20 protein-coding genes are annotated in these 19,625 nt (G+C 38.1%); 3 read left to right on the top strand and 17 right to left on the bottom strand.

The features are described from left to right. Positions 1-68: 68 nt before the first annotated feature. The 5 genes from glmS to murB form a co-directional block, all read right to left on the bottom strand. Positions 69-1,880: a glutamine--fructose-6-phosphate transaminase (isomerizing) gene (gene glmS, locus J3U54_RS04010; RefSeq protein ID WP_267385183.1), complete on the bottom strand. Its 1,812-nt coding sequence runs from the start codon at positions 1,878-1,880 to the stop codon at positions 69-71. 202 nt (positions 1,881-2,082) lie between these two features. After that, positions 2,083-3,435 carry a phosphoglucosamine mutase gene (gene glmM / locus J3U54_RS04005; protein WP_220220991.1) on the bottom strand — a complete coding sequence of 451 codons (1,353 nt, stop codon included), beginning with the start codon at positions 3,433-3,435 and terminating at the stop codon, positions 2,083-2,085. 31 nt (positions 3,436-3,466) lie between these two features. After that, on the bottom strand, positions 3,467-4,441 hold the full coding sequence (locus J3U54_RS04000) for a YbbR-like domain-containing protein (protein WP_267385181.1): 975 nt from the start codon (positions 4,439-4,441) through the stop codon (positions 3,467-3,469). Then, positions 4,438-5,283: a diadenylate cyclase CdaA gene (gene cdaA, locus J3U54_RS03995; protein WP_103752148.1), complete on the bottom strand. Its 846-nt coding sequence runs from the start codon at positions 5,281-5,283 to the stop codon at positions 4,438-4,440. Before cdaA ends, J3U54_RS04000 begins: the two co-directional genes overlap by 4 nt. Before the next feature lie 31 nt (positions 5,284-5,314). Continuing rightward, positions 5,315-6,214 (bottom strand): UDP-N-acetylmuramate dehydrogenase, encoded by a 900-nt coding sequence (gene murB, locus J3U54_RS03990; protein ID WP_267385180.1) that lies wholly within the window; start codon positions 6,212-6,214, stop codon positions 5,315-5,317. Between the two features lie 99 nt (positions 6,215-6,313). On the opposite strand from murB, the gene J3U54_RS03985 reads away from it, so the two are divergent. After that, positions 6,314-6,847, top strand: coding sequence for a 3'-5' exonuclease (locus J3U54_RS03985; protein WP_103752146.1), 534 nt, complete (start codon positions 6,314-6,316; stop codon positions 6,845-6,847). Between the two features lie 31 nt (positions 6,848-6,878). On the opposite strand, the gene tsaE is transcribed toward J3U54_RS03985, so the two are convergent. From tsaE to J3U54_RS03970, 3 genes are read right to left on the bottom strand one after another with little or no spacing between them, the layout of a single operon-like run. Further along, entirely contained in the window at positions 6,879-7,361 is a 483-nt protein-coding gene (gene tsaE, locus J3U54_RS03980) for a tRNA (adenosine(37)-N6)-threonylcarbamoyltransferase complex ATPase subunit type 1 TsaE (RefSeq protein ID WP_103752145.1), read from the bottom strand. 2 nt (positions 7,362-7,363) lie between these two features. Further along, the gene (gene pta / locus J3U54_RS03975) at positions 7,364-8,350 is read right to left on the bottom strand and encodes a phosphate acetyltransferase (RefSeq protein WP_267385179.1); all 987 of its coding nucleotides are present in this window, start codon (positions 8,348-8,350) and stop codon (positions 7,364-7,366) included. 12 nt (positions 8,351-8,362) lie between these two features. After that, the gene (locus J3U54_RS03970; protein WP_103752143.1) at positions 8,363-9,058 is read right to left on the bottom strand and encodes a uracil-DNA glycosylase; all 696 of its coding nucleotides are present in this window, start codon (positions 9,056-9,058) and stop codon (positions 8,363-8,365) included. Positions 9,059-9,262: 204 nt separating this feature from the next. Here J3U54_RS03970 and J3U54_RS03965 point away from each other — a divergent pair, with 204 nt between their 5' ends. Continuing rightward, a complete protein-coding gene (locus J3U54_RS03965; RefSeq protein WP_220232938.1) occupies positions 9,263-10,138 on the top strand; it encodes a Cof-type HAD-IIB family hydrolase in 876 nt (291 codons plus the stop codon). 10 nt (positions 10,139-10,148) lie between these two features. After that, positions 10,149-10,670 (top strand): hypothetical protein, encoded by a 522-nt coding sequence (locus tag J3U54_RS03960; RefSeq protein ID WP_267385177.1) that lies wholly within the window; start codon positions 10,149-10,151, stop codon positions 10,668-10,670. A gap of 26 nt (positions 10,671-10,696) precedes the next feature. On the opposite strand, the gene J3U54_RS03955 is transcribed toward J3U54_RS03960, so the two are convergent. The 9 genes from J3U54_RS03955 to argF form a co-directional block, all read right to left on the bottom strand. Continuing rightward, positions 10,697-11,266: a GDSL-type esterase/lipase family protein gene (locus tag J3U54_RS03955; RefSeq protein ID WP_220269411.1), complete on the bottom strand. Its 570-nt coding sequence runs from the start codon at positions 11,264-11,266 to the stop codon at positions 10,697-10,699. 60 nt (positions 11,267-11,326) lie between these two features. Then, positions 11,327-11,938 carry a hypothetical protein gene (locus J3U54_RS03950; RefSeq protein ID WP_220235294.1) on the bottom strand — a complete coding sequence of 204 codons (612 nt, stop codon included), beginning with the start codon at positions 11,936-11,938 and terminating at the stop codon, positions 11,327-11,329. Positions 11,939-12,146: 208 nt separating this feature from the next. Further along, entirely contained in the window at positions 12,147-12,713 is a 567-nt protein-coding gene (locus tag J3U54_RS03945; RefSeq protein WP_103752138.1) for a hypothetical protein, read from the bottom strand. Positions 12,714-12,821: 108 nt separating this feature from the next. After that, on the bottom strand, positions 12,822-13,439 hold the full coding sequence (locus J3U54_RS03940) for a hypothetical protein (protein ID WP_267385172.1): 618 nt from the start codon (positions 13,437-13,439) through the stop codon (positions 12,822-12,824). 174 nt (positions 13,440-13,613) lie between these two features. Beyond that, a complete protein-coding gene (gene tpiA / locus J3U54_RS03935) occupies positions 13,614-14,369 on the bottom strand; it encodes a triose-phosphate isomerase (RefSeq protein WP_103752136.1) in 756 nt (251 codons plus the stop codon). A 24-nt stretch (positions 14,370-14,393) separates the two neighbouring features. Then, positions 14,394-15,605 (bottom strand): phosphoglycerate kinase, encoded by a 1,212-nt coding sequence (locus J3U54_RS03930; protein ID WP_103752135.1) that lies wholly within the window; start codon positions 15,603-15,605, stop codon positions 14,394-14,396. 103 nt (positions 15,606-15,708) lie between these two features. After that, on the bottom strand, positions 15,709-16,725 hold the full coding sequence (gene gap, locus J3U54_RS03925; protein WP_103752134.1) for a type I glyceraldehyde-3-phosphate dehydrogenase: 1,017 nt from the start codon (positions 16,723-16,725) through the stop codon (positions 15,709-15,711). Between the two features lie 52 nt (positions 16,726-16,777). Next, positions 16,778-17,809: a sugar-binding transcriptional regulator gene (locus J3U54_RS03920; protein WP_103752133.1), complete on the bottom strand. Its 1,032-nt coding sequence runs from the start codon at positions 17,807-17,809 to the stop codon at positions 16,778-16,780. Between the two features lie 599 nt (positions 17,810-18,408). Next, positions 18,409-19,437 carry an ornithine carbamoyltransferase gene (gene argF, locus J3U54_RS03915; RefSeq protein ID WP_267385171.1) on the bottom strand — a complete coding sequence of 343 codons (1,029 nt, stop codon included), beginning with the start codon at positions 19,435-19,437 and terminating at the stop codon, positions 18,409-18,411. Positions 19,438-19,625: the final 188 nt, after the last annotated feature.

Here is a 19,625-nt window from a genome sequence, read left to right as displayed (position 1 = left end):
GTCGTAATTACTTACGACTTTTTTCAATATTCGCTTTTATTCAGATTGGCATAAGGACTTTCAAAGGTTTATTCAACCGTTACACTTTTAGCTAAATTCCGTGGTTTATCAACATCAAGGCCCTTATCTTTGGAAGCATAATAGGCAAATAGCTGTGCGACCACAACACTTACCAGTGGGGTTAAATAATAATTTATCTCTGGGAGAACAATATCGTCATCGTCAACCGCTAACTTTTTGCTTGCAATCGTGATTACGCTCGCTCCCCGAGCAATTACTTCTTGAATATTACCTCGCATTAAATCGGCAGTTAGCGGGTCATTAATCAGGGCAATTACTGGTGTTCCTTTTTCAATTAGTGAAATTGTTCCGTGTTTTAACTCGGCGGCCGCAAAGCCTTCGGTTTGAATGTATGATACTTCCTTTAGCTTGAGCGCTGCTTCAAGAGCAAGCGGATAATCAATCCCACGGCCAATATAAAAAGCATTACGTGAGGGAAGCAAAAACTTTTGAGCTAATTGCTCAATTTTTTCTTTACTTGAAATCACCTGCTCTGCTCCTTCAGCAGCTAAGGCAAAAGCGGTTTTTAAATCAAAAGCACGCGCATTTTCATTGCCAATTTTTTCTCCTAATGCTTTAGCTAAAATAGCTTCTAACGCAATTTGAGCGGTGTATGCTTTGGTAGATGCAACCGCAATCTCGGGCCCTGCTTCTAAGGAAAGTGAGGCAGTTGCTTCACGAGCAAGAGTTGAATTGGGAACATTGGTTAAAGTTAAACTTGGAATATTGCGCTTGATTGCCTCTTGTAAAACCACCCTAGAATCAGCAGTTTCACCCGATTGTGATAGAAAAATAAACAGGGGATGCTTTGACATCATTGGAAAATGATAGCCGGCTTCAGAAGCAAAACCAACTTCGGTCGGTACACTTGCAAACTTTTCAAAAAGCAATTTACCAACCAGACCCGCATGATAGCTGGTCCCTGCAGCAAAAATATACAACCGATCAGCAGCTGCTAGCATATCAATAATTTTTGCTTTAATTTGAGGTTTGCCGTTTTGATCTAAATAAAATTGTTCAAGGTGACGTAAAACTCCGGGCTGCTCACAAATTTCCTTTAACATATAAAATTCATAGGTTCCCTTAGAAGTCGCATTTGGATCAATTTTTAAAGTATATGGCTGCACGACAGCAGGCTCACCTGCAAGACTCTCAATCACATAACTATCATTAGTAATGTCACCAACTTGTCCATCTTGTAAGTCAGCAAATGTTTTAGTTTGATCTAATACTGATAGCGCATCGGAAGCGATGATATTAAAACCAGCACCAATTCCTAGCATTAATGGTGACTTATTTTTTGCGACATAAATATGATCCGGCTTAGTATTGTCAACTAGTAAAAGAGCATATGAACCCTTCACTATAGCTAAAGCTTTTTTCAAGGCAGTGAAAGCATCCACATTTTCTGTTCGCGCTATTTTACTAATCAATTGAACAATAACTTCAGTATCAGTATCGGAAACAAAATTTACATCTGACAAATAGTTACTTTTTATTTCTTGATAATTTTCAATCACACCGTTGTGCACTAGGTAAAAACGATTAGTTTCATCATATTGCGGATGAGCATTATTTTCTGTTGGCTTACCATGGGTTGCCCAGCGAGTATGACCGATACCAACTAATCCTTGTTCATCAGACGTCATTTTATCTTTTAGATTTTGAATACGGCCAACAGTTTTGGTAATGTACTCATTGCCTTTTTGGTCATTTAGGTAAATCCCCGCTGAATCATAACCACGATATTCTAGCTTAGATAAACCATTTAAAACAATTTCTCTAGCAGGTTTTCCAACAATTCCAACAATTCCGCACATATTTTTCTCCTTTGGTATAGCCCAAAAATGTTTATTTGGGCCAGTAGTAAATTTAGCTTTATGTAAGGAATAATATTACTAGTTTGATAATTGGTCAAGCTAAAAAAGTTATAATTGGTATATACATACTAAGGATAGCCTTGATAGAACACAAAAAAGCAGGAAAAAATTTCCTGCTTTGATAATTTATTTTATTTTATCGTTAAGCACCCATCTCTTGCTCAACAACATCTGTAATCCGTTTAACATAGGCATCAGTTTCTTCTTGGGTAGGTCCTTCTGCCATTACCCGCAGTAATGATTGCGTACCAGATGGACGTACTAAGACACGACCATCACCATTCATGTCTTTTTCTACTTCTTTAATGACATCAAGAATTGGTTGGTGTTTCTTCCAATCTTGCTTATTCTTAACGGGTACATTGACTAAACATTGAGGGTAATCTTTAAAATCAGCCAATAATTCACTAAGACTCTTACCTGTTTTCTTCATAACTAACATCAAGTGTAGTCCAGTTAGCATGCCGTCTCCTGTATTATGATAATCACTCATAATGACATGACCAGACTGCTCACCACCGAGATTATAGCCGTTAGCACGCATTTCTTCTGAAACGTAACGATCACCAACTTGTGTCCGCACATTCTTAATTCCTCTGCGCTCAAGGGCTTTAGTGAAACCTAAGTTACTCATGACCGTGGTTACGATAGTATCCTTTTTCAGGCGGCCACCATCTTGCATGCAGGTGCCAAGAACGTACATAATGTGGTCACCATCGACTTCATTACCATTTTCATCAACAGCAATGCAGCGATCAGCATCCCCGTCAAAGGCTAAACCAAGTTGTGCTCCTTGCTTAACAACTTCTTCTTGCAACTTCTCGGTATGCGTTGCGCCAACATGATCGTTGATATTTAAGCCGTTGGGATGTGTGGCAATTGTGGTAAAGTCAACACCACAATCTGCAAACAGGCGTGAAATCAAATTGCTGGCAGCACCATTTGCGCCATCGATGACCACTTTAATGCCATCAAGATCCTCTGGGATGGTGTTTTCAATGAACTGAAGGTACTTAGCGCTACCCTCATGAAAATCGGTTAACGAGCCTAAGCCTTCGGCTGATGGCCGAGGGAGTTTGTCTTCTTTAGCATCAATTAATTTTTCAATTTCGCCTTCCATTTCATCAGACAACTTCAGGCCATCACTACCAAAGAACTTAATTCCGTTGTCTTCAACTGGATTATGGGATGCGGAAATTTGCACACCGGCATCTGCTCCCTGCGCACGCACTAAGTAAGATAATCCGGGAGTGGTAATCACACCGACTTCAAGTACTTCAATTCCAACGGATAACAAACCCGAAATCAGCGCATATTCAAGCATTTGCCCAGATATTCTGGTATCCCGCGAAACTAAAACTTTGGCTTGCTCATCTTTAGCTTTATTTTTAGTTAATATATAACCACCATCGCGTCCTAATTTAAACGCTAATTCAGGGGACAAGTCTTGGTTTGCTACACCTCTAACACCATCGGTGCCAAAATATTTTAACATTAAAAATTACCTCTCTTTATTTATCTTCAATTTAATTTTTACTGCCCTTAGCATCGGAATTTTCCACTTTAATATCAATACTAATTTGAGCAGGATTGGCCTTAACTACCCCATGCGGTATGGCCAATGAAACTGTTTTTGTCGTTGAAGCAGCAACATTACTAAGATCAATTGGTACTTGTAGACTTTTAATCTTTGCTAAGTCCTTTTCCGCACCATAAATAGTAACATAGTCATTTTTAGCAGTTAGTGAATAAATTTTGTTATTTTGTTCATGCTTTGGCTGCAACTTAACTTTGACATTTTTCTTAGCAACAGATATTGGAATAGTTACCTTGGCAGTAGCTGGCTCAATCACGACATTAAGCTGCCTACCTTTTCGATCTTGCGCTACCAAACTTACTTGCCGCTCATAAGTGTGAGTAATTTCATTTGGTAATACAACTTTAGCAATAATTTGGTCAATCTGCTCAACTTCGCTTCGTGCACCAGTAACTTCAACTTGCTGAGGATATACGCTAGAATGTCCTAACGTGTAACCATGAGCTACAGCACTCTTATTATACTCTATTTGTATAGGCATAGTAGTCGATTTTCGCCTTTGAATATTAACATGAACCGTCTTGGGATTAATCGAATAAGAAATTTGCCGGCTGATGCCATTAACATGAACTTTAACATCGTGAGTGCCAATGCTTTGACTGGTTAAATCAATATAAGCGCGAAAGTTTTGCGTATTAATTGTCGAAGTCACGAGCGCGGTTGAACCCTCCAACGTAATATTGACTTTTTCAGGATAACCCACTACGTAGTATTTATCCGTATCCACTGAGACTTGTAGGGGCACACTAATTGTCTGTGTTTTATTAGCTGTTTGCCTGGTACGACTAGTTTGGCCCTGAGTTAAGAAACCGCCTTGAGTATCATTAACGTAAATAACCAATAAAATCGCTATTAGTAACGAAACAAGACGAATAAACCACGATTTACGCCAAAATTCTTTCATCGGTCAGCACCCCACTTCCAAATTTTACGCATAATCTTTTGGTACCACTTAGCATTCTCATTTTTCTTAGGTACTAGTTCAGCAGTTAAATATTTCATATATTCGTCACGGGTCATATCAAGAAGAAAACGACCATTTCGAGTAATAGTTACTCCACCAGTTTCCTCAGAGACAACGATCGTAATCGCATCCGTAACTTCCGAAATACCCACAGCGGCGCGGTGCCTTGTTCCGAGTCGCTTGGGGATCATACTGTTGTCGGACAGCGGCAAGTAAGCAGCGGCAACCGCAATTTCATGGTCTTGGTTAATAATAACAGCACCATCGTGTAAAGGAGTATTAGGAATAAAAATGTTTATTAGCAACTCGCCAGTTACCCGCGCATCTAATTTAATTCCTGTCTCAATATAATCATCAAGACCTGTTTCCTGCTGGATTGTAATCAGGGCACCAATTCTTCTCTTGGACATGTACTGAATCGCTTTATCTAGCTCATTGATAAACCTAATTGATTCGTCACGTTCACTCTCCTCGCGACCTCCAAAAATTGGCAGCCGTCCTAAATGCTCAAGACCACGCCTAATCTCAGGCTGAAAAATCACGATAATTCCCACTACCGACCAAGATACAATCTGATCAATTAACCAAGTAGTGGTATGCAGCTGAAGAACACCAGCAATGATCCGGACAATGAAGATTAAGACAATTCCTTTTGCCAGTTGAACGGCCTTAGTACCCCTAATTAAAATAACGAGGTGGTAGACTAAAAACCAGATGATTAAAACATCAAGAATGGTCGATAAGTTGTTCCAAGTAAAAATATTGGAAACATTAAAATGCATAAATACTCCTTTCTAATATCTAAAATATTTTTTAATCAATTGGTTTACCAATTATGCGAACTTCCGTCTGCAAATCCAGCCCAAACTGTTCTTTAATTTTGGCTTGGATTAACGCAATCAAGTCAAGGTAATCTGTTGCAGTAGCACCACCTTTATTAACAATAAAACCGGCATGTTTAGTCGAGTTCTGAGCACCGCCAACCTGTTTTCCCTGCAAACCAGCTTGAATAATCATTGGCCCAACATAATGGCCTGCGGGACGCTTAAAAACACTGCCACATGAAGGATATTCAAGTGGCTGCTTATATTGGCGCAACGCATTTAAGTAATTCATTTCCGCCAAAATGATATTTTTTTGACCGGGATGCAAGTTAAAAGTTGCACTAACTACCACATCATTATTTTCTTGAACAAGAGAATGACGATATGAAAATTGCATCTCCTTATTCGAATATTCCTTAAATTCACCAGTTGGCGTTAAGACCTTAACTGTTTGAATAACCTCAGCTGTCTCGCCGCCATATGCGCCCGCATTCATAAAAACTGCTCCACCAACACTTCCAGGAATACCCGCAGCAAATTCCAAGCCGCTGAGTCCGTGCTTAGCAGCAAAAAATGCCGTATCAATAATCCGGGCACCCGCTTGCGCTTCAACACAGCTACCGCTAATGGTAATCTTATTCATTTTGGTTAAAATAATTACCAAACCCGCAATTCCACCATCACGAATAATTAAGTTGGAAGCATTACCGATCACGGTTAAGGGAATTTGGTTAGAATTAGCGGTTTCCACTAATTTTTCTAGTTCGGCTTGATTTTGCGGAAAAGCTAAATATTCTGCTGGCCCACCAGTTTTAGTAAATGTATACTTGCTAAGCGGAACCTGTTTCTTTATTTCTATTCCATCTTTTACTAAATCAAATAACTTCAAAGTTATAGCTCCCTTTATCCTATCTTTTTACTATTTTACCGCATTCATTTAGTTGCTTCATCCTATGTTATACTAAAATTAAGTTTTAAAGGAGAAAAAATGAATTTTATCGCAATGGACTTTGAGACCGCTAACCGTCACCCAGAAAGTGCTTGTTCATTAGCATTGGTGATGGTGCGGAATAATAAAATTGTTGACCGTTTTTATACTGTTATTAATCCCCAAATGCCATTTGATGCCCGTAATATTGAAGTACACGATATTACAGCCGATGACGTTAAAGATGCCCCTACTATGGCTGAAGTTTGGCCCCACATTAAGCGGCTTTATCAACCTGGTATGCTCGTTTGTGCGCATAACGCCCGCTTTGATACTAATGTTATGCGTCAAAGTTTAGGTCGTTACGATATTCAGGAACCACATTACTTTGTCATTGATACGTTGCAGACCAGCAAACTGTTTGAACCAGATCTGCCTAACCATAAATTAGATACTGTTTCTGATGCTTTAGATGTCGAATTATGGCATCACCACAATGCACTTAGTGACAGCGAAGCATGTGCTGGTATTTTAATTGCGCAAAATGAGCAGTTTGGGGATGAAGCAATTAAAAATTTGGTTTATCAAGTTTAATATAATCATACTAAAAACAGGACTAAAATGGTTAAGTCCTGTTTTTTATTTTATTCGCAATTTCGGCTACCCAATCTTCATTTCGCTTTCCCTGTGGGCGGAATTCAACCGTTCTTTTAGTCGAATCCCAACTATCATCAACCCGGCGAATTACAATTTGTAAATATTGATCAGGCAGATCGGCTTTAACAACTTCAGGCCACTCGATTACCACTAGTCCCGGCTGCTGTAAATAGCTGCTTAAATCAATTGATGATAAATCATCATTTTCTAAACGATAAAAGTCCATATGATAAATTGGCAACTTAGCTTCTTCATATTCACGAACGATGGTAAAAGTAGGACTTTTGACAGGGCGCTTGACCCCCAAAGCCTCGCCAATACCTTGCGTCAAAGTGGTTTTGCCAGCTCCTAAATCACCATTTAGTAGCAGTAAATCATGTGCTTTAGCGGTATTTGCAATCGCAGCACCAAGTTGTTTCATTTCCGTGGAAGAATTTACATTTATTTTCATTACTATTTATCCTTTAATAGCGCTTGAGCAGCGGTTAAAACAGCCATATGATAAATATCATCACTGCTTGCACCCCGTGATAAATCATTAACCGGCTGTGCAATTCCTTGCAGAATGGGCCCAATAGCCGTAAAATTCCCCAAACGCTGCGTAATTTTATATGCTATATTACCAGACTGTAGTTCTGGGAAAATAAAAATATTAGCTCTCCCCTTTATCTCAGAGTCTGGAGCTTTTTTAGCTGCCACTGCGGGTACAAATGCAGCATCAAATTGCAACTCGCCATCAGCAGGAATATCTGGGTGCTGTTTTTGGAATAGCGAAGCAGCTTCAACTACTTTGGTAACCATCTCACCTTTGGCAGAACCCTTAGTTGAAAAACTCAAAAAGGCTACACGTGGTTCAATATCTGCTAGTTTAGCTGTTTGAACTGATTGATAGGCTATTTCTGCCAACGTTTTAGCATCTGGTGCGATATTAATTGCGCAATCAGCAAAAAGATATTTTTCTTCCCCACGTTCCATGATGAAACTACCAGAAACACGACTCATCCCGGCTGCAGTATGGATTAATTGCAGAGCGGGACGAACGGTTTCCGCGGTTGAATGAGTAGCCCCAGAAACCATACCATCAGCCTTGCCCATTTTAACTAGCATTGTACCAAAGTAATTAGGATCTTTTAACGCTTCACGGACTTCTTCCTTAGTTATTTCTTTACCCCGAGCCGAAATGAAAGCTGCAATCATTTCATCTAGCGCATGAAATTTTTCGGGGTTAACCACTTGTATTTGGGCCAATGAGATCTTATTTTGGTTAGCAACATTTTCAATTTCAGCTGTGTCGCCTAATAAAATTGGCTCTAAAACATCATCTTGCTGCAGTGCGGCAGCAGCGGCTAATACTCTTTCATCATTTCCTTCTGCAAAAACAATGCGGTACTTTTTTTCCGCGTTCTTTACTTTACTTTTTAATAGTTCAAAAATACTCATTTATTATCTCACCTATACTAAATCTGATTGTGTTACTTGTTGCGGTAATTGCCAGTCAATTGGGGTTTTCCCAAACTTCCGCAGGGCCTCGTTACAACGAGAAAATGGCCGTGAGCCAAAAAAGCCACGATCTGCCGAAAATGGACTGGGGTGAGCTGATTTAATCACAAAATTACGGTCAAGGTCAATTAATGCAATTTTATTTTGAGCATATCGTCCCCAAAGAATGAAAACTACTTCTCCCCGATCGCTCAAAGCCTTGATGGCAGCATCCGTTACATTTTCCCAGCCTTTACCTTGATGACCATTAGCATGACCATAAGGAACTGTTAAAACTGCGTTCAAAAGGAGCACTCCTTGATCAGCCCATTTTTTCAAATAACCATGTTGAACCGGCACACAGCCGACATCATCATATAGTTCTTTATAAATATTTTGTAATGACGGTGGCAACTTTACTCCAGGCATTACAGCAAAGCTCATCCCTGTTGCCTGACCAGGATTGTGATAGGGATCCTGACCTAAAATGACTACTTTTGTTTTAGCAAAAGGGGTTAACTTAAAAGCAGTAAAAATATGATACATATCTGGGAATATCCGCTTAGTTTTATACTCTGTTTTTAAGAATTCATGTAATTCATGATATTCGTTACTGTCAAATATAGGAGCCAATACTTCGTCCCAGTCATTACCAATAAATTTTTTCATTCTAGCAATAGCCTCTCTTTCACTAGCCCTTATGGTATCATGAAATTAATAATGTTTGTGTAGAATCTTCGACATTTAAACGGTTCTTTATCTTCTATTTAATTAAATTTTATTTAAAAATGTGAAAAGTTTTCTCCCCTTATTATGTTAATATGATAGAGAAGTAAAAAATACCGATTTTCGGGAGGAGGAGCTTATTTTATCTTGATTAAATTAGTAGCATGCGATCTGGACGGTACCTTGTTTAACAGTGATTTAATAGTATCTAATGAAAATATTAAGGCAATTCGGGAAGCTCAAAAAAATGGCATTGAATTCTTAGTTGCAACAGGTCGTTCACCACAACAGTCACGTAAAGTAATCGAAAATTATGGTCTTAAAACAGGATTCATCAACATCAATGGTGCTTTGGTTTATGATGCCAATAATCAGTTGCAAGTTAAACACGCATTACCAAATGATAAAGCGGAGCAAGTTGTCAACATCTTGCAAAAACATCATATTTACCATGAATTAGTAACCGAAGACCTGATTTATTCGCTAGATATAAGTCAACGAGTTGTTAACTTAGCTCGATCACTAATTGCCCTTAATCCGGGACTGACGTTTAAAAAGGCTGTGGCAACCTCCGCTGGCAGTAATGCAATGTTTAGTATGAAGCATGTTAATAGTTTTACCACACTTTTAAATGATCCCCATTTTGAAGTTATGAAAATTATTGCTTTTGACGGTCATGGACCAGAAGCGTTTGTTGACGTCAAAAAAGAAATCACGGCACTTGGCAATGTTGCTGTTACTTCCAGCTCTTCTGCAAACATCGAAATCAACGATATCAAGGCCCAAAAAGGACCAGCATTATTGGACTATGCGCAAAAAAAGGGAATCAAGCAAAATGAAATTGCGGCAATTGGCGATAACCTTAATGACGAAAGCATGATTAGGGATGCAGGTACCGGTGTGGCAATGGGAAATGCCGTCTACGCAATCAAAAAAATTGCACAAGTTAAAACTAAAACTAATAATGAAAATGGAGTAGCTTATATTTTAAAGAAGTTTATTAGCAATAACGCTAAAGAATAGAGGTGCTGGAATGCGCTATTTATTGGAACTAAATCAAAAACAGGAGTATGGTCAAATTCCCGTAGCCAATGAGCAAGGTCAAATTCAGTATATTATTCAGGGCAATCTTGATAATCCCAATCATACCCTTTATCTAAAAAATACTCATGGGACAGAAATTGGACGTCTTTATACTGACGGAAATGGGATTGTTTCTTCTTATACCATCGACGTTGTTAACCATTCTTTAGTAAAGGTTAAACGTCTCAATAGTAAAGTTACAAACCTGTTTTATGTCACTCGGCTAAATTACCTCGTTAGCGGAAGTATAAAAAACGGGAGTTACAAGTTTTTATCAGGAATCAAGAAAGTAGCGACTGTAAAAACGGATGTCCAAAAAATTGGCGTAGTTCTTACCTGCAATATTCTACGACCAGAAGATGTTCCCTTCATTTTGTTATGTGCCACTTTGTTTACCCAATGGCACACCACTCCCTTGCGACTTCCAACGTTTCCGCCAATCGGCCAAAAATATAATGTGAAATTTAATTAAAGCATCCTCGGTGGGGGTGCTTTTTATTATTTAGTTAGTTGTTCGAAAAGCAGATTAGCTAGTAAGGTATAGCCTGCATTGCCAAAATGTAAGCCATCATCAAGCAAGCCACGACAAAGTATTTTAATTTCTTTACTAGAAATCATTGCTTGGTACAAATTAATAAATTGCAGATGGTAATCTTTAGTAACTTCTTCAATCGCTGCAGTGTAAAGTGCCACTAAATAATTTGTGCGGTATTTCTGCTTTAGTTCATCAATGGCTGGCGGCGAAATAAAAATAATATCTTTTGGTGAGTAAACTTGAATAAGGCTAGAAGCGATTGATGCCATCTTTTGCTTAAATTGATCAATTGGTACCTGTTTATTGGCAGCTAAATCATTTGTACCCAATAAGATTGCTACTTTATCGCAATGTTCTCTTTTTAAAGCCAACTCGGAAATCAAGTCATAAAATTTTACTGAGTTAATTCCCGCAACAGCGGTATTAATAACCTGAAGATTTGAAAGCAGCTTTTTTAAATTATAGTTAATATGCGGTTCAGTTAAACCTTCTTTTCGCGCTATGATACTATCGCCTGATAAAAGTAATTTCACTGTTTTCTCCAAAATTAAACAAAAAACTGCAACTACATGATAGTAGTTGCAGTCACAATATTATTGACGAGGATTTACTTTGCTGTAAGTCATGTCCTTAAACTCATATGTCGCATACTTCTTAGCTAATTCTTCAGAAGTAAAGAATTGGTTAGTAACCTTTCCTTCTTGCGGATGTGATTGGAACAATACAGGTTCTTTTTTGCCATCAATTAACTCAGTTTTTACAGTAAATGCATAACCCTTTTTAGTAGACTTTTGATCGACTGGACTCAAAACAATCCACTTTTCGCCGTTCATTTTCTTAGTAGTTACCCGAGTATATTTTGCAAATACACCAGCATTCTTTAATTTCCAAGCTTTGGTCATTTGCCAAGGATATTTGTTAGTACCCTTAACCTTACCAACTTTGACAGCTTTCACATGTTCGTTTGTCCATGGTGTATCAAAAGAAGTCTTTTGAATGTTCATTGGACTTGGAGTCAAATTATTGGTGCTGTACCATTTGCCGCGCCAAGATGTGGGGAAAGTAAATGACTTTTTAAAGCCATATTTACTTTTCTTAACACTAGCTGCTTGGGTTTGCTCTGCTTGAGTTGCGGCTACACCAGTAGCAGCAGTCAGAGTAACAGTTGCGGCTGCAAGCAGTGTAATAATCTTTTTACTTTTCATATTGTCGGCCTCCTGAGAACCTAAGATAATTTATTATTATACCAGTTAATTGCTAAAAGTGTACCTTTAAGCAAATTAGTTTTATTTATCTATATGTTCATCAAAATGGTCAGTTTTGAATATGAGTCAAAGGATTTATTCCCAAATATCAACCTGAAGCTAAATAAGACTACTATTATAAAATAAAAAGTTGCTAACTAATCGACGTTTAATACTCTGCGTATCGCTTAAGTTCTTTTGGCTTATGCCCACCAAATCTTTTGGCTAAACGCTTAGATTTCCAGTAAACATTAGTTATTCTGGAAGAAGACGTTGTTCGCTCAATTAAAACTTTATGACCCTTATAATGGTACAAACCGAGATGTGTTCCAGAAGATGCTGGACTAACCCAAGGATACATGCCAACATACTTAATACCGTGATCTTTTTTATAAGTGACTGGGTAATATACTCTTGCCCAATTTTGCGCTTTTTTAGGAATCTTGGTCCCATTAAAATTAGCAGTTTGTTTATGTAAAACTGTTCCACCAATTTTATGAGCTGACACTTTCAATTTATTAAGCGTTTTTGACTTAATTCCACCTATATCAAAATATTTACCATACCAAGTTCCCCGCATTCTCTTGGGAACAGTAAATTTGCCTAAGTCTCCTTTAACATGTTGCGCTTGTACTATTTGTGTAGGAGGTAAAATTTCATTATTAAAAGCCTTGTAGGCAAAAAGACCAATAGCAAACACTCCCATTAGGGCATATAAATATTTTAATTTTTTCAATTTAATTCTCCTTTATGTAAAACTAAATAATCCACTAATACTATGTTAACAAAAAAAGCAATTTTAAGTCTAAATTTGCTTTTTAATCATAGTTCTACTTTGTTTATTCTAGTTTACATCATAAGAAAGATAGTTTAAGTCATTAAAACGATACCCACTATATTTTTGGGCTAATTCTGGAGACCTAAAGAATTGTTCATAAATTTGACCAGTTATTGGGTTTGCCTCAAACATAATTTCCTGGTTAGTTCCATCTAATTGCCTAGTTTCTAAGGCAAAAGCGTAGCCCATCTTTAAAGATTTTTCGTCAATTGGACTCATGATAATCCATTTTTGCTTATTAAGTGTTTTAGTAGAAACGCGCGAAACTTTTTTGATAACCGGATAATGTTTCTGGTTCCATTTATGACCCATTTGCCAGATATACTTATTAGTTCCTTTAACCTTTGTTGGTGTAACAAGTTTCACATATTCGCCTGTCCACGGTGTATTTAAGCCCTTGGAATGAATTTCCATACTTTTCAATTTCTGATTAGTATAGCTATACCACTTACCACGCCATGATTGAGGAAAATTAAAATTAGCTGTAAAGCCATTTTTTGTTTTCTTAATCTTAATTTTTGTTTGCTTGGCTTGCACCATTTCTGGTTGACTAGTTAGCAATCCACTGACAGTAGTCAATGTTACTGTCGCTAGCAGCACGGTAATTATTTTACGCAGCTTCATTATTAAAAGCCTCCTTATTTTTTATGTTGATTATCATTATAATCCCATAAAGATAGTTAAGGCAATGAAACTCTAAACTATTTTAAAAACGATTGACCGAATGAATTACTCCATTCTTACATACAAAAAAAGCTTCTGCTCATGGCAGAAGCTTTTTCTTTAATACAGTTAAAATTAGTCTTGGTAGTTTACTAAAGCTAAGTATGAGTCAGGCTTAAGTGATGCACCACCAACTAAACCACCATCGATGTTTGGTTTAGCCATTAATTCCTTAACGTTGCCTGGATTTACTGAACCACCGTATTGAATACGAACATTTTCAGCTGTTTCTTCATTGTACAAGTCTTTAACCGTATCACGGATAGTCTTGCACATTTCTTCAGCTTGGTCTGAACTAGCAGTTTTACCAGTACCGATAGCCCAAATTGGCTCATAAGCAATTACTAAGTTGGCAACTTGGTCAGCAGAAAGACCTTCTAAGTCTGCCTTAATTTGACCAACTACCCATTCTTCTTGCTTGTTAGCTTCACGAGTTTCGAGTGATTCACCACAGCAAACGATTGGGGTAACATTGTTAGCAAATAATGCCTTAGCTTTTTTATTAATGTCTTCATCAGTTTCATGGAAGTAACCACGACGCTCTGAGTGACCAATAATGCAGTAGTTAATTCCCATTTCATTAAGAACTTTAGGTGAAGTTTCACCAGTGAAGGCACCTTCATCTTCAAAGTAGGCATTTTCAGCACCAACACGTAATTCTGAACCAGCCGCAGCTTTTTTCAAAGCATCTAAGTCAACAGCTGGAGCACAAATTAATGATTCTACTTTGCTTGATTCTGGCAACTTATCCTTAATAGCAGCAACAAATTCTGCTGTTTGCTCTGGGTTCATGTTTAATTTCCAGTTACCAGCGATAATTGGTGTACGCATTTAATCGACGTCCTTTCCTATAGCTTATTTATCTGAGATGCAGGCAATACCTGGTAATTCCTTACCTTCAAGGTATTGAAGAGAAGCACCACCACCAGTTGAGATGTGGGTAATCTTAGGAGCAATACCTAATTGCTTAGCAGCAGCAGTTGAGTCGCCACCACCAATGATAGTAGTAGCATCAGTAAGATCAGCCAAAGCCTTACCTACTTCTAGCGTACCTTCAGCAAAGTTGGACATTTCAAAAGCACCCATTGGGCCGTTCCATACAACAGTCTTAGCGTCTTTTAAGATATCCTTGAATTTTTCAACAGTCTTAGGACCAATATCAAGACCCATCATGTTTTCAGGAATATCATCACCAACAACCTTACGTGCAGCATCATTTGAGAATTCGGTTGCAGCTAGGTTATCAACTGGTAAAACAATCTTGCCATCTGCTTCCTTAAGGAGCTTCTTAGCTAAGTCAACCTTGTCAGGTTCAAATAATGACTTACCAATTTCGTGACCTTGTGCAGCAAGGAAAGTATAAGCCATACCACCACCGATTAAGATGTGATCTGATTTAGGAATCAAGTTGGTAATAACGTCAATTTTGTCTGAAACTTTGGCACCACCCAAAATGGTAACGAATGGGTGAACTGGATTAGCAACGGCATCGCCTAAGAATTTGATTTCCTTTTCCATCAAGAAACCAGCTGCTGCAGGCTTACCATCCTTCTTCATTGCTTCAGCAATACCAACATTAGAAGCGTGACTTCTGTGAGCAGTACCAAAAGCATCATTGACATACATATCGCCAAGTGAAGCCCAGTATTCACCTAATTTAGGATCATTCTTACTTTCACGCTTACCAAAATCATTGTCAATATCTTGGAAACGAGTGTTTTCAAGAACAACAACATCGCCGTCTTGCATGTTGTTAATAGTGTCTTCAACTTCTTTGCCTTCATTTTCGGCAACAAAAGTTACAGGCTTGTTCAACAATTCGCTTAAGCGATCAGCAACAGGCTTTAAAGTCAATTCTTTTTTATCTGCGTCTGATTTTACCCGACCTAAGTGACTAAGCAAAATGGCTTTACCACCATTTTCAATAATGTACTTAATAGTAGGAAGTGCAGCAACGATCCGGTTGTCATCACCAATTACGCCATCTTTAATTGGGACATTAAAGTCAACACGAACTAAAACCTTTTTATCTTTAACATCAAGGTCTGAAACGATTAATTTAGCCATCTTTATCCTCCGATAACTTAATTATTTTCTCTTGAAAAAAAGGCGGAAGGAAGAATTTCCCTCCGCCTTCTCTTTACTACTTAACAGTAATCAAATTTAGCGATTAAAGAGTAGCAAATTTCAACAAAGTACGAACCATTTGGCAAGTGAATGAGTATTCATTGTCGTACCAAGCAACAGTCTTAACTAATTGATTGTCACCAGCAGTGGTTACCATAGTTTGAGTTGGGTCAAAGATTGAACCAGCAGTCATACCAACAACATCGCTTGAAACGATTTCGTCATCGTTGTATGCAAATGATGGGCTTTCGTACTTCTTCAATGCTGAGTTAACTTCATCAGCAGTAACCTTCTTGTCAAGGATTGAAACTAATTCAGTCAATGAACCATCAGTAACTGGAACACGTTGTGCGTGACCGTTAACTTTACCGTTCAATTCTGGAACAACAAGACCAATAGCCTTAGCAGCACCAGTTGAGTGAGGAATAATGTTAACTGCAGCAGCACGAGCAGCACGCATGTTACCACCACGAACAGGTCCATCCAAAAGCATTTGAGTTGAAGTGTAAGCGTGGATAGTAGTCATAGTAGCTACCTTGATGCCAAATTCTTTTTGTAAAGCATCAACCATTGGTGCCAATGAGTTAGTAGTACATGAACCAGCAGAAACGATCTTGTCGCTTGCGTCCAAAGTGTCATCGTTTACTGAGTAAACAATAGTCTTCAAGTCATTACCAGCAGGTGCTGAAATTAAGACTCTCTTTGCACCAGCGTCAAGGTGAGCTTGTGACTTAGCCTTGCTAGTATAGAAACCAGTACATTCAAGAACAAAGTCAACGCCATCGTTCTTAACCCAAGGAATGTTTTGAGCTTGTGGTTCTGCGTATACGCGGTATTTCTTACCATCAACAACAATTGAGTCGTCAGTAGCTGAAACTTCGTGGTCAAAAGTACCATGAGTTGAGTCATACTTCAACAAGTGTGCCAAAAGTGCTGGGGTAGTCAAGTCGTTAATAGCAACAACTTCGATATCCTTTGACTTTTCGCCCAAATCCATGATCCGACGGAATGCTAAACGACCGATACGGCCAAAGCCGTTAATACCAATTTTAACTGTCATATTCTAAAGTCCTCCTTAAGAACTATAAACATCTATTTATTTTAAATGAGAATTATTTCTCCTTTAAAATCTTATTTGAGGCTCCCTCATCAGTAATTAACCAGGTTTGATGAGGAGCATTAGGCATATAAGCTTTGATTGCTTTTGCCTTCCGGCTGCCACAAGCAAAGGCAAATATGTGAGGTATTTTATTTAGATTCTCGAACTGCAAGCCAACCTGGTGCACGCGGTCAACAATCTTTCCATCGCCATCGAAGAAACACCCAAAACATTCGGTGACGACCTTTTTTTCGCGCAACTCGGATAAGCGAATTGAATCATATCCTCGTCTACGTGCCATATCATGAGCTAGCCCTATTCCGTGAATTACGACATCAGTCTTAGAAATATCTTCAAGCACATCAGCAACAGTTGATTCACGAATCAGAGACTTATAAGCTTCTGTTGAAACCTGTTCAGGTAAATATAAAGTTTTATAGTTACCACCAGTCTCAGCGGCCATTTCTTGGACGATTGTATTACTTTGAATAGCAACATTTTCGCCTAAGGCTCCCCGACCTGGTACAAATTCCAATTGCCGATTTTTACCTAAACTTTTAGACAAATTTCTAGCTGACTTTGCAAGTGCAGCTCCACCTAGTACAGTGATAATTGAATGCCCGAGCGGTAATAAAAGATCCAGAGCAGAATTTAGTTCTTCTCCCATCTTTTCAAAGACTAGCTCTTGCAAATCACTATCACCAGGAACAATAATCGTTCGTTCAATCCCAAGTTTACGTGCTAAATCGACTTCAGTCTCACGAGCATTAAACAAGCGATCAATCAGTGGTGCTGCTTCTTGCAACATCTTTTTGCCCTTTTCTGTCATAAACATGCCAAAACTCTTGATCTCAATTAAACCAAGCTCACGAAGATACTCTGTTTCGGTTCGCACATTTCTTTCAGAAAGTCCCAATGACCGAGCAACACTTCTGCGTCCAACAGGTGCATGAAGAGAAATTTGCTCAAGGACAAGATACCTTTGCCGAAAAACTTTTAAGATGTCAGGAACGAGAGCTTCTAGCACAGGAATTTCCGCGTACATCGACTTCTCTCCTTCTCCTGGGACAAACATGACCCGATATTTGTCATTTTTCGTCCCAGATTGTCTAAAAATATAAGAGAAACGTAGACTTACGATATTAAAATCTCCCATTTCTCAATCGACATCTATAGTATAACAACCCTTTTTGAATAATTCAAGGAAAATAAAAGCAATTCATGCCCACAATTGTCGACTTAAATACTTAATTTTTGGGGTTACTGTCTCATTACTTTCGAGTCTGCCCGATTACTGCTGATAGCATACTGGTTTTTAACTAAAAAGCTTTATAAGAATTGTTTTAATACTTTGTTATTCACGTATCTCATCACCTTGAATCTTTTATATTTGTGACCGTAAATTGCGTCATCTTCCTTAAAATGCTATTTTTTAGCAAAAAAGTTTTAACTTTGGCAATTTTTTTGGTATACTACTTGATGTATTTGTTCGGGCCCTTAGTGTAATGGATCGCACGTAAGATTCCGGTTCTTAAAATCTGAGTTCGACTCTCAGGGGGCCCATTAAATAAAAGCAATAAAAAAGTCAGGTTACTAGTTAACCTGACTTTTTATTTTTCAGTATTATCAAATTAGGTCTGCTGCTTATTTGACAGGACTTTTAGCCAGCATTGCATCAAGCTCATTTTGAAAATTAGTTTTTACTGAAGCAGATGGCTCTTGTTTTTGAGAATTCAATAAATAAGTAAAGATTGCTCGCATTATCGCTTTTTTATTTGCAGATTGTTCCCAAGCAATCGAATGCTTACCTTCAAGAACAGCAGTTGAGACTTCCTCTTCACGGTTAGCTGGCAAACAATGCATAAATTTAACATTAGTATTATGAGTTTTTGCCAGCAGTTTTTCGTTAACTTGATATTTAGGATAGAAGATTTTCAGATATTCTTCCTTGGTCAATTCGTCTTCATACGAGCCATACCAGACATCAGTATAAACCAAGTCTGCACCTTGCAGTATGTCATCTTGATCTGATAATTCAATTGTAGCTCCACTTTTGACAGCAATTTCTTTCGCCTGGTTTAAAATAGCAGTCGAAATCTGCTTTTCTTTTGGTGCATACTGAGCAAAGTTCATTCCCATTTGAGCACACAATGACAAAGCAGATAGAGTAATTTGTGTTGTATCACCAACAAACACCAGCTTAACATCTTCAATTTTCTTGCCAGCCGGCATATTCTCTTCAATAGTCATGAGATCACCAAGAGCTTGAGTTGGATGATCATCGTCACTCATAAAGCTAACTACGGGTGCTCTTGAACTCAAAGCAATGCTTTTTATTGCCTCCTGACTACTGATGCGCACACCAATAATATCAAGCAAATCTCCTAAAACACGACTCGTGTCTTCTAAGTTTTCGTGTCCATTCTCACCAAGCTGTATTTGACCTGGTGCTAAATATAGCGCATGTCCACCTAATTCAGTCATTGCCGCTTCAGCCGAACAACGAGTTCTGGTAGATGACTGATCAAAAATCATCCCCAAACTTTTTCCTTTAAGTAAAGGCGGATAATAACCATTAGCAATTGCCGCCTTAATCTTTAAACCTAAATCAGTTATGTATTGCATTTCTTCTTTTGAAAATGCCAAAGTTTCGATGCAATCTCTTTTAGTCATAAATATCTCCTTTTTGAATTTTTTGTGACTAAATCTAATAATAACGGAAATATACTGAAAATAGGTTAACAAATTGAAAATTTACCCAAAAATTTAACTACTATAAGCTTTTTTAATGTTTCTTATCATCTACAAATTAACAAAGATTTACTTTGGCTCAGAAATCTTATAAATTAGTGTTTTTTCCT

Origin of the sequence: Lactobacillus sp. B4007, from assembly GCF_026535895.1 — a bacterium.
GTDB classification, from domain to species: domain Bacteria; phylum Bacillota; class Bacilli; order Lactobacillales; family Lactobacillaceae; genus Lactobacillus; species Lactobacillus panisapium.
This window is presented reverse-complemented; position numbering and strand designations above follow the sequence as displayed.

Bases quoted from the DNA above. Each gene is read 5' to 3' on its own strand.
- glmS (WP_267385183.1), bottom strand. From the start codon at position 1,880: ATGTGCGGAATTGTTGGAATTGTTGGAAAACCTGCTAGAGAAATTGTT.
- glmM (WP_220220991.1), bottom strand. From the start codon at position 3,435: ATGTTAAAATATTTTGGCACCGATGGTGTTAGAGGTGTAGCAAACCAA.
- J3U54_RS04000 (WP_267385181.1), bottom strand. From the start codon at position 4,441: ATGAAAGAATTTTGGCGTAAATCGTGGTTTATTCGTCTTGTTTCGTTA.
- cdaA (WP_103752148.1), bottom strand. From the start codon at position 5,283: ATGCATTTTAATGTTTCCAATATTTTTACTTGGAACAACTTATCGACC.
- J3U54_RS03985 (WP_103752146.1), top strand. From the start codon at position 6,314: ATGAATTTTATCGCAATGGACTTTGAGACCGCTAACCGTCACCCAGAA.
- tsaE (WP_103752145.1), bottom strand. From the start codon at position 7,361: ATGAAAATAAATGTAAATTCTTCCACGGAAATGAAACAACTTGGTGCT.
- pta (WP_267385179.1), bottom strand. From the start codon at position 8,350: ATGAGTATTTTTGAACTATTAAAAAGTAAAGTAAAGAACGCGGAAAAA.
- J3U54_RS03970 (WP_103752143.1), bottom strand. From the start codon at position 9,058: ATGAAAAAATTTATTGGTAATGACTGGGACGAAGTATTGGCTCCTATA.
- J3U54_RS03960 (WP_267385177.1), top strand. From the start codon at position 10,149: ATGCGCTATTTATTGGAACTAAATCAAAAACAGGAGTATGGTCAAATT.
- J3U54_RS03950 (WP_220235294.1), bottom strand. From the start codon at position 11,938: ATGAAAAGTAAAAAGATTATTACACTGCTTGCAGCCGCAACTGTTACT.
- J3U54_RS03940 (WP_267385172.1), bottom strand. From the start codon at position 13,439: ATGAAGCTGCGTAAAATAATTACCGTGCTGCTAGCGACAGTAACATTG.
- tpiA (WP_103752136.1), bottom strand. From the start codon at position 14,369: ATGCGTACACCAATTATCGCTGGTAACTGGAAATTAAACATGAACCCA.
- J3U54_RS03930 (WP_103752135.1), bottom strand. From the start codon at position 15,605: ATGGCTAAATTAATCGTTTCAGACCTTGATGTTAAAGATAAAAAGGTT.
- gap (WP_103752134.1), bottom strand. From the start codon at position 16,725: ATGACAGTTAAAATTGGTATTAACGGCTTTGGCCGTATCGGTCGTTTA.
- J3U54_RS03920 (WP_103752133.1), bottom strand. From the start codon at position 17,809: ATGTACGCGGAAATTCCTGTGCTAGAAGCTCTCGTTCCTGACATCTTA.
- argF (WP_267385171.1), bottom strand. From the start codon at position 19,437: ATGACTAAAAGAGATTGCATCGAAACTTTGGCATTTTCAAAAGAAGAA.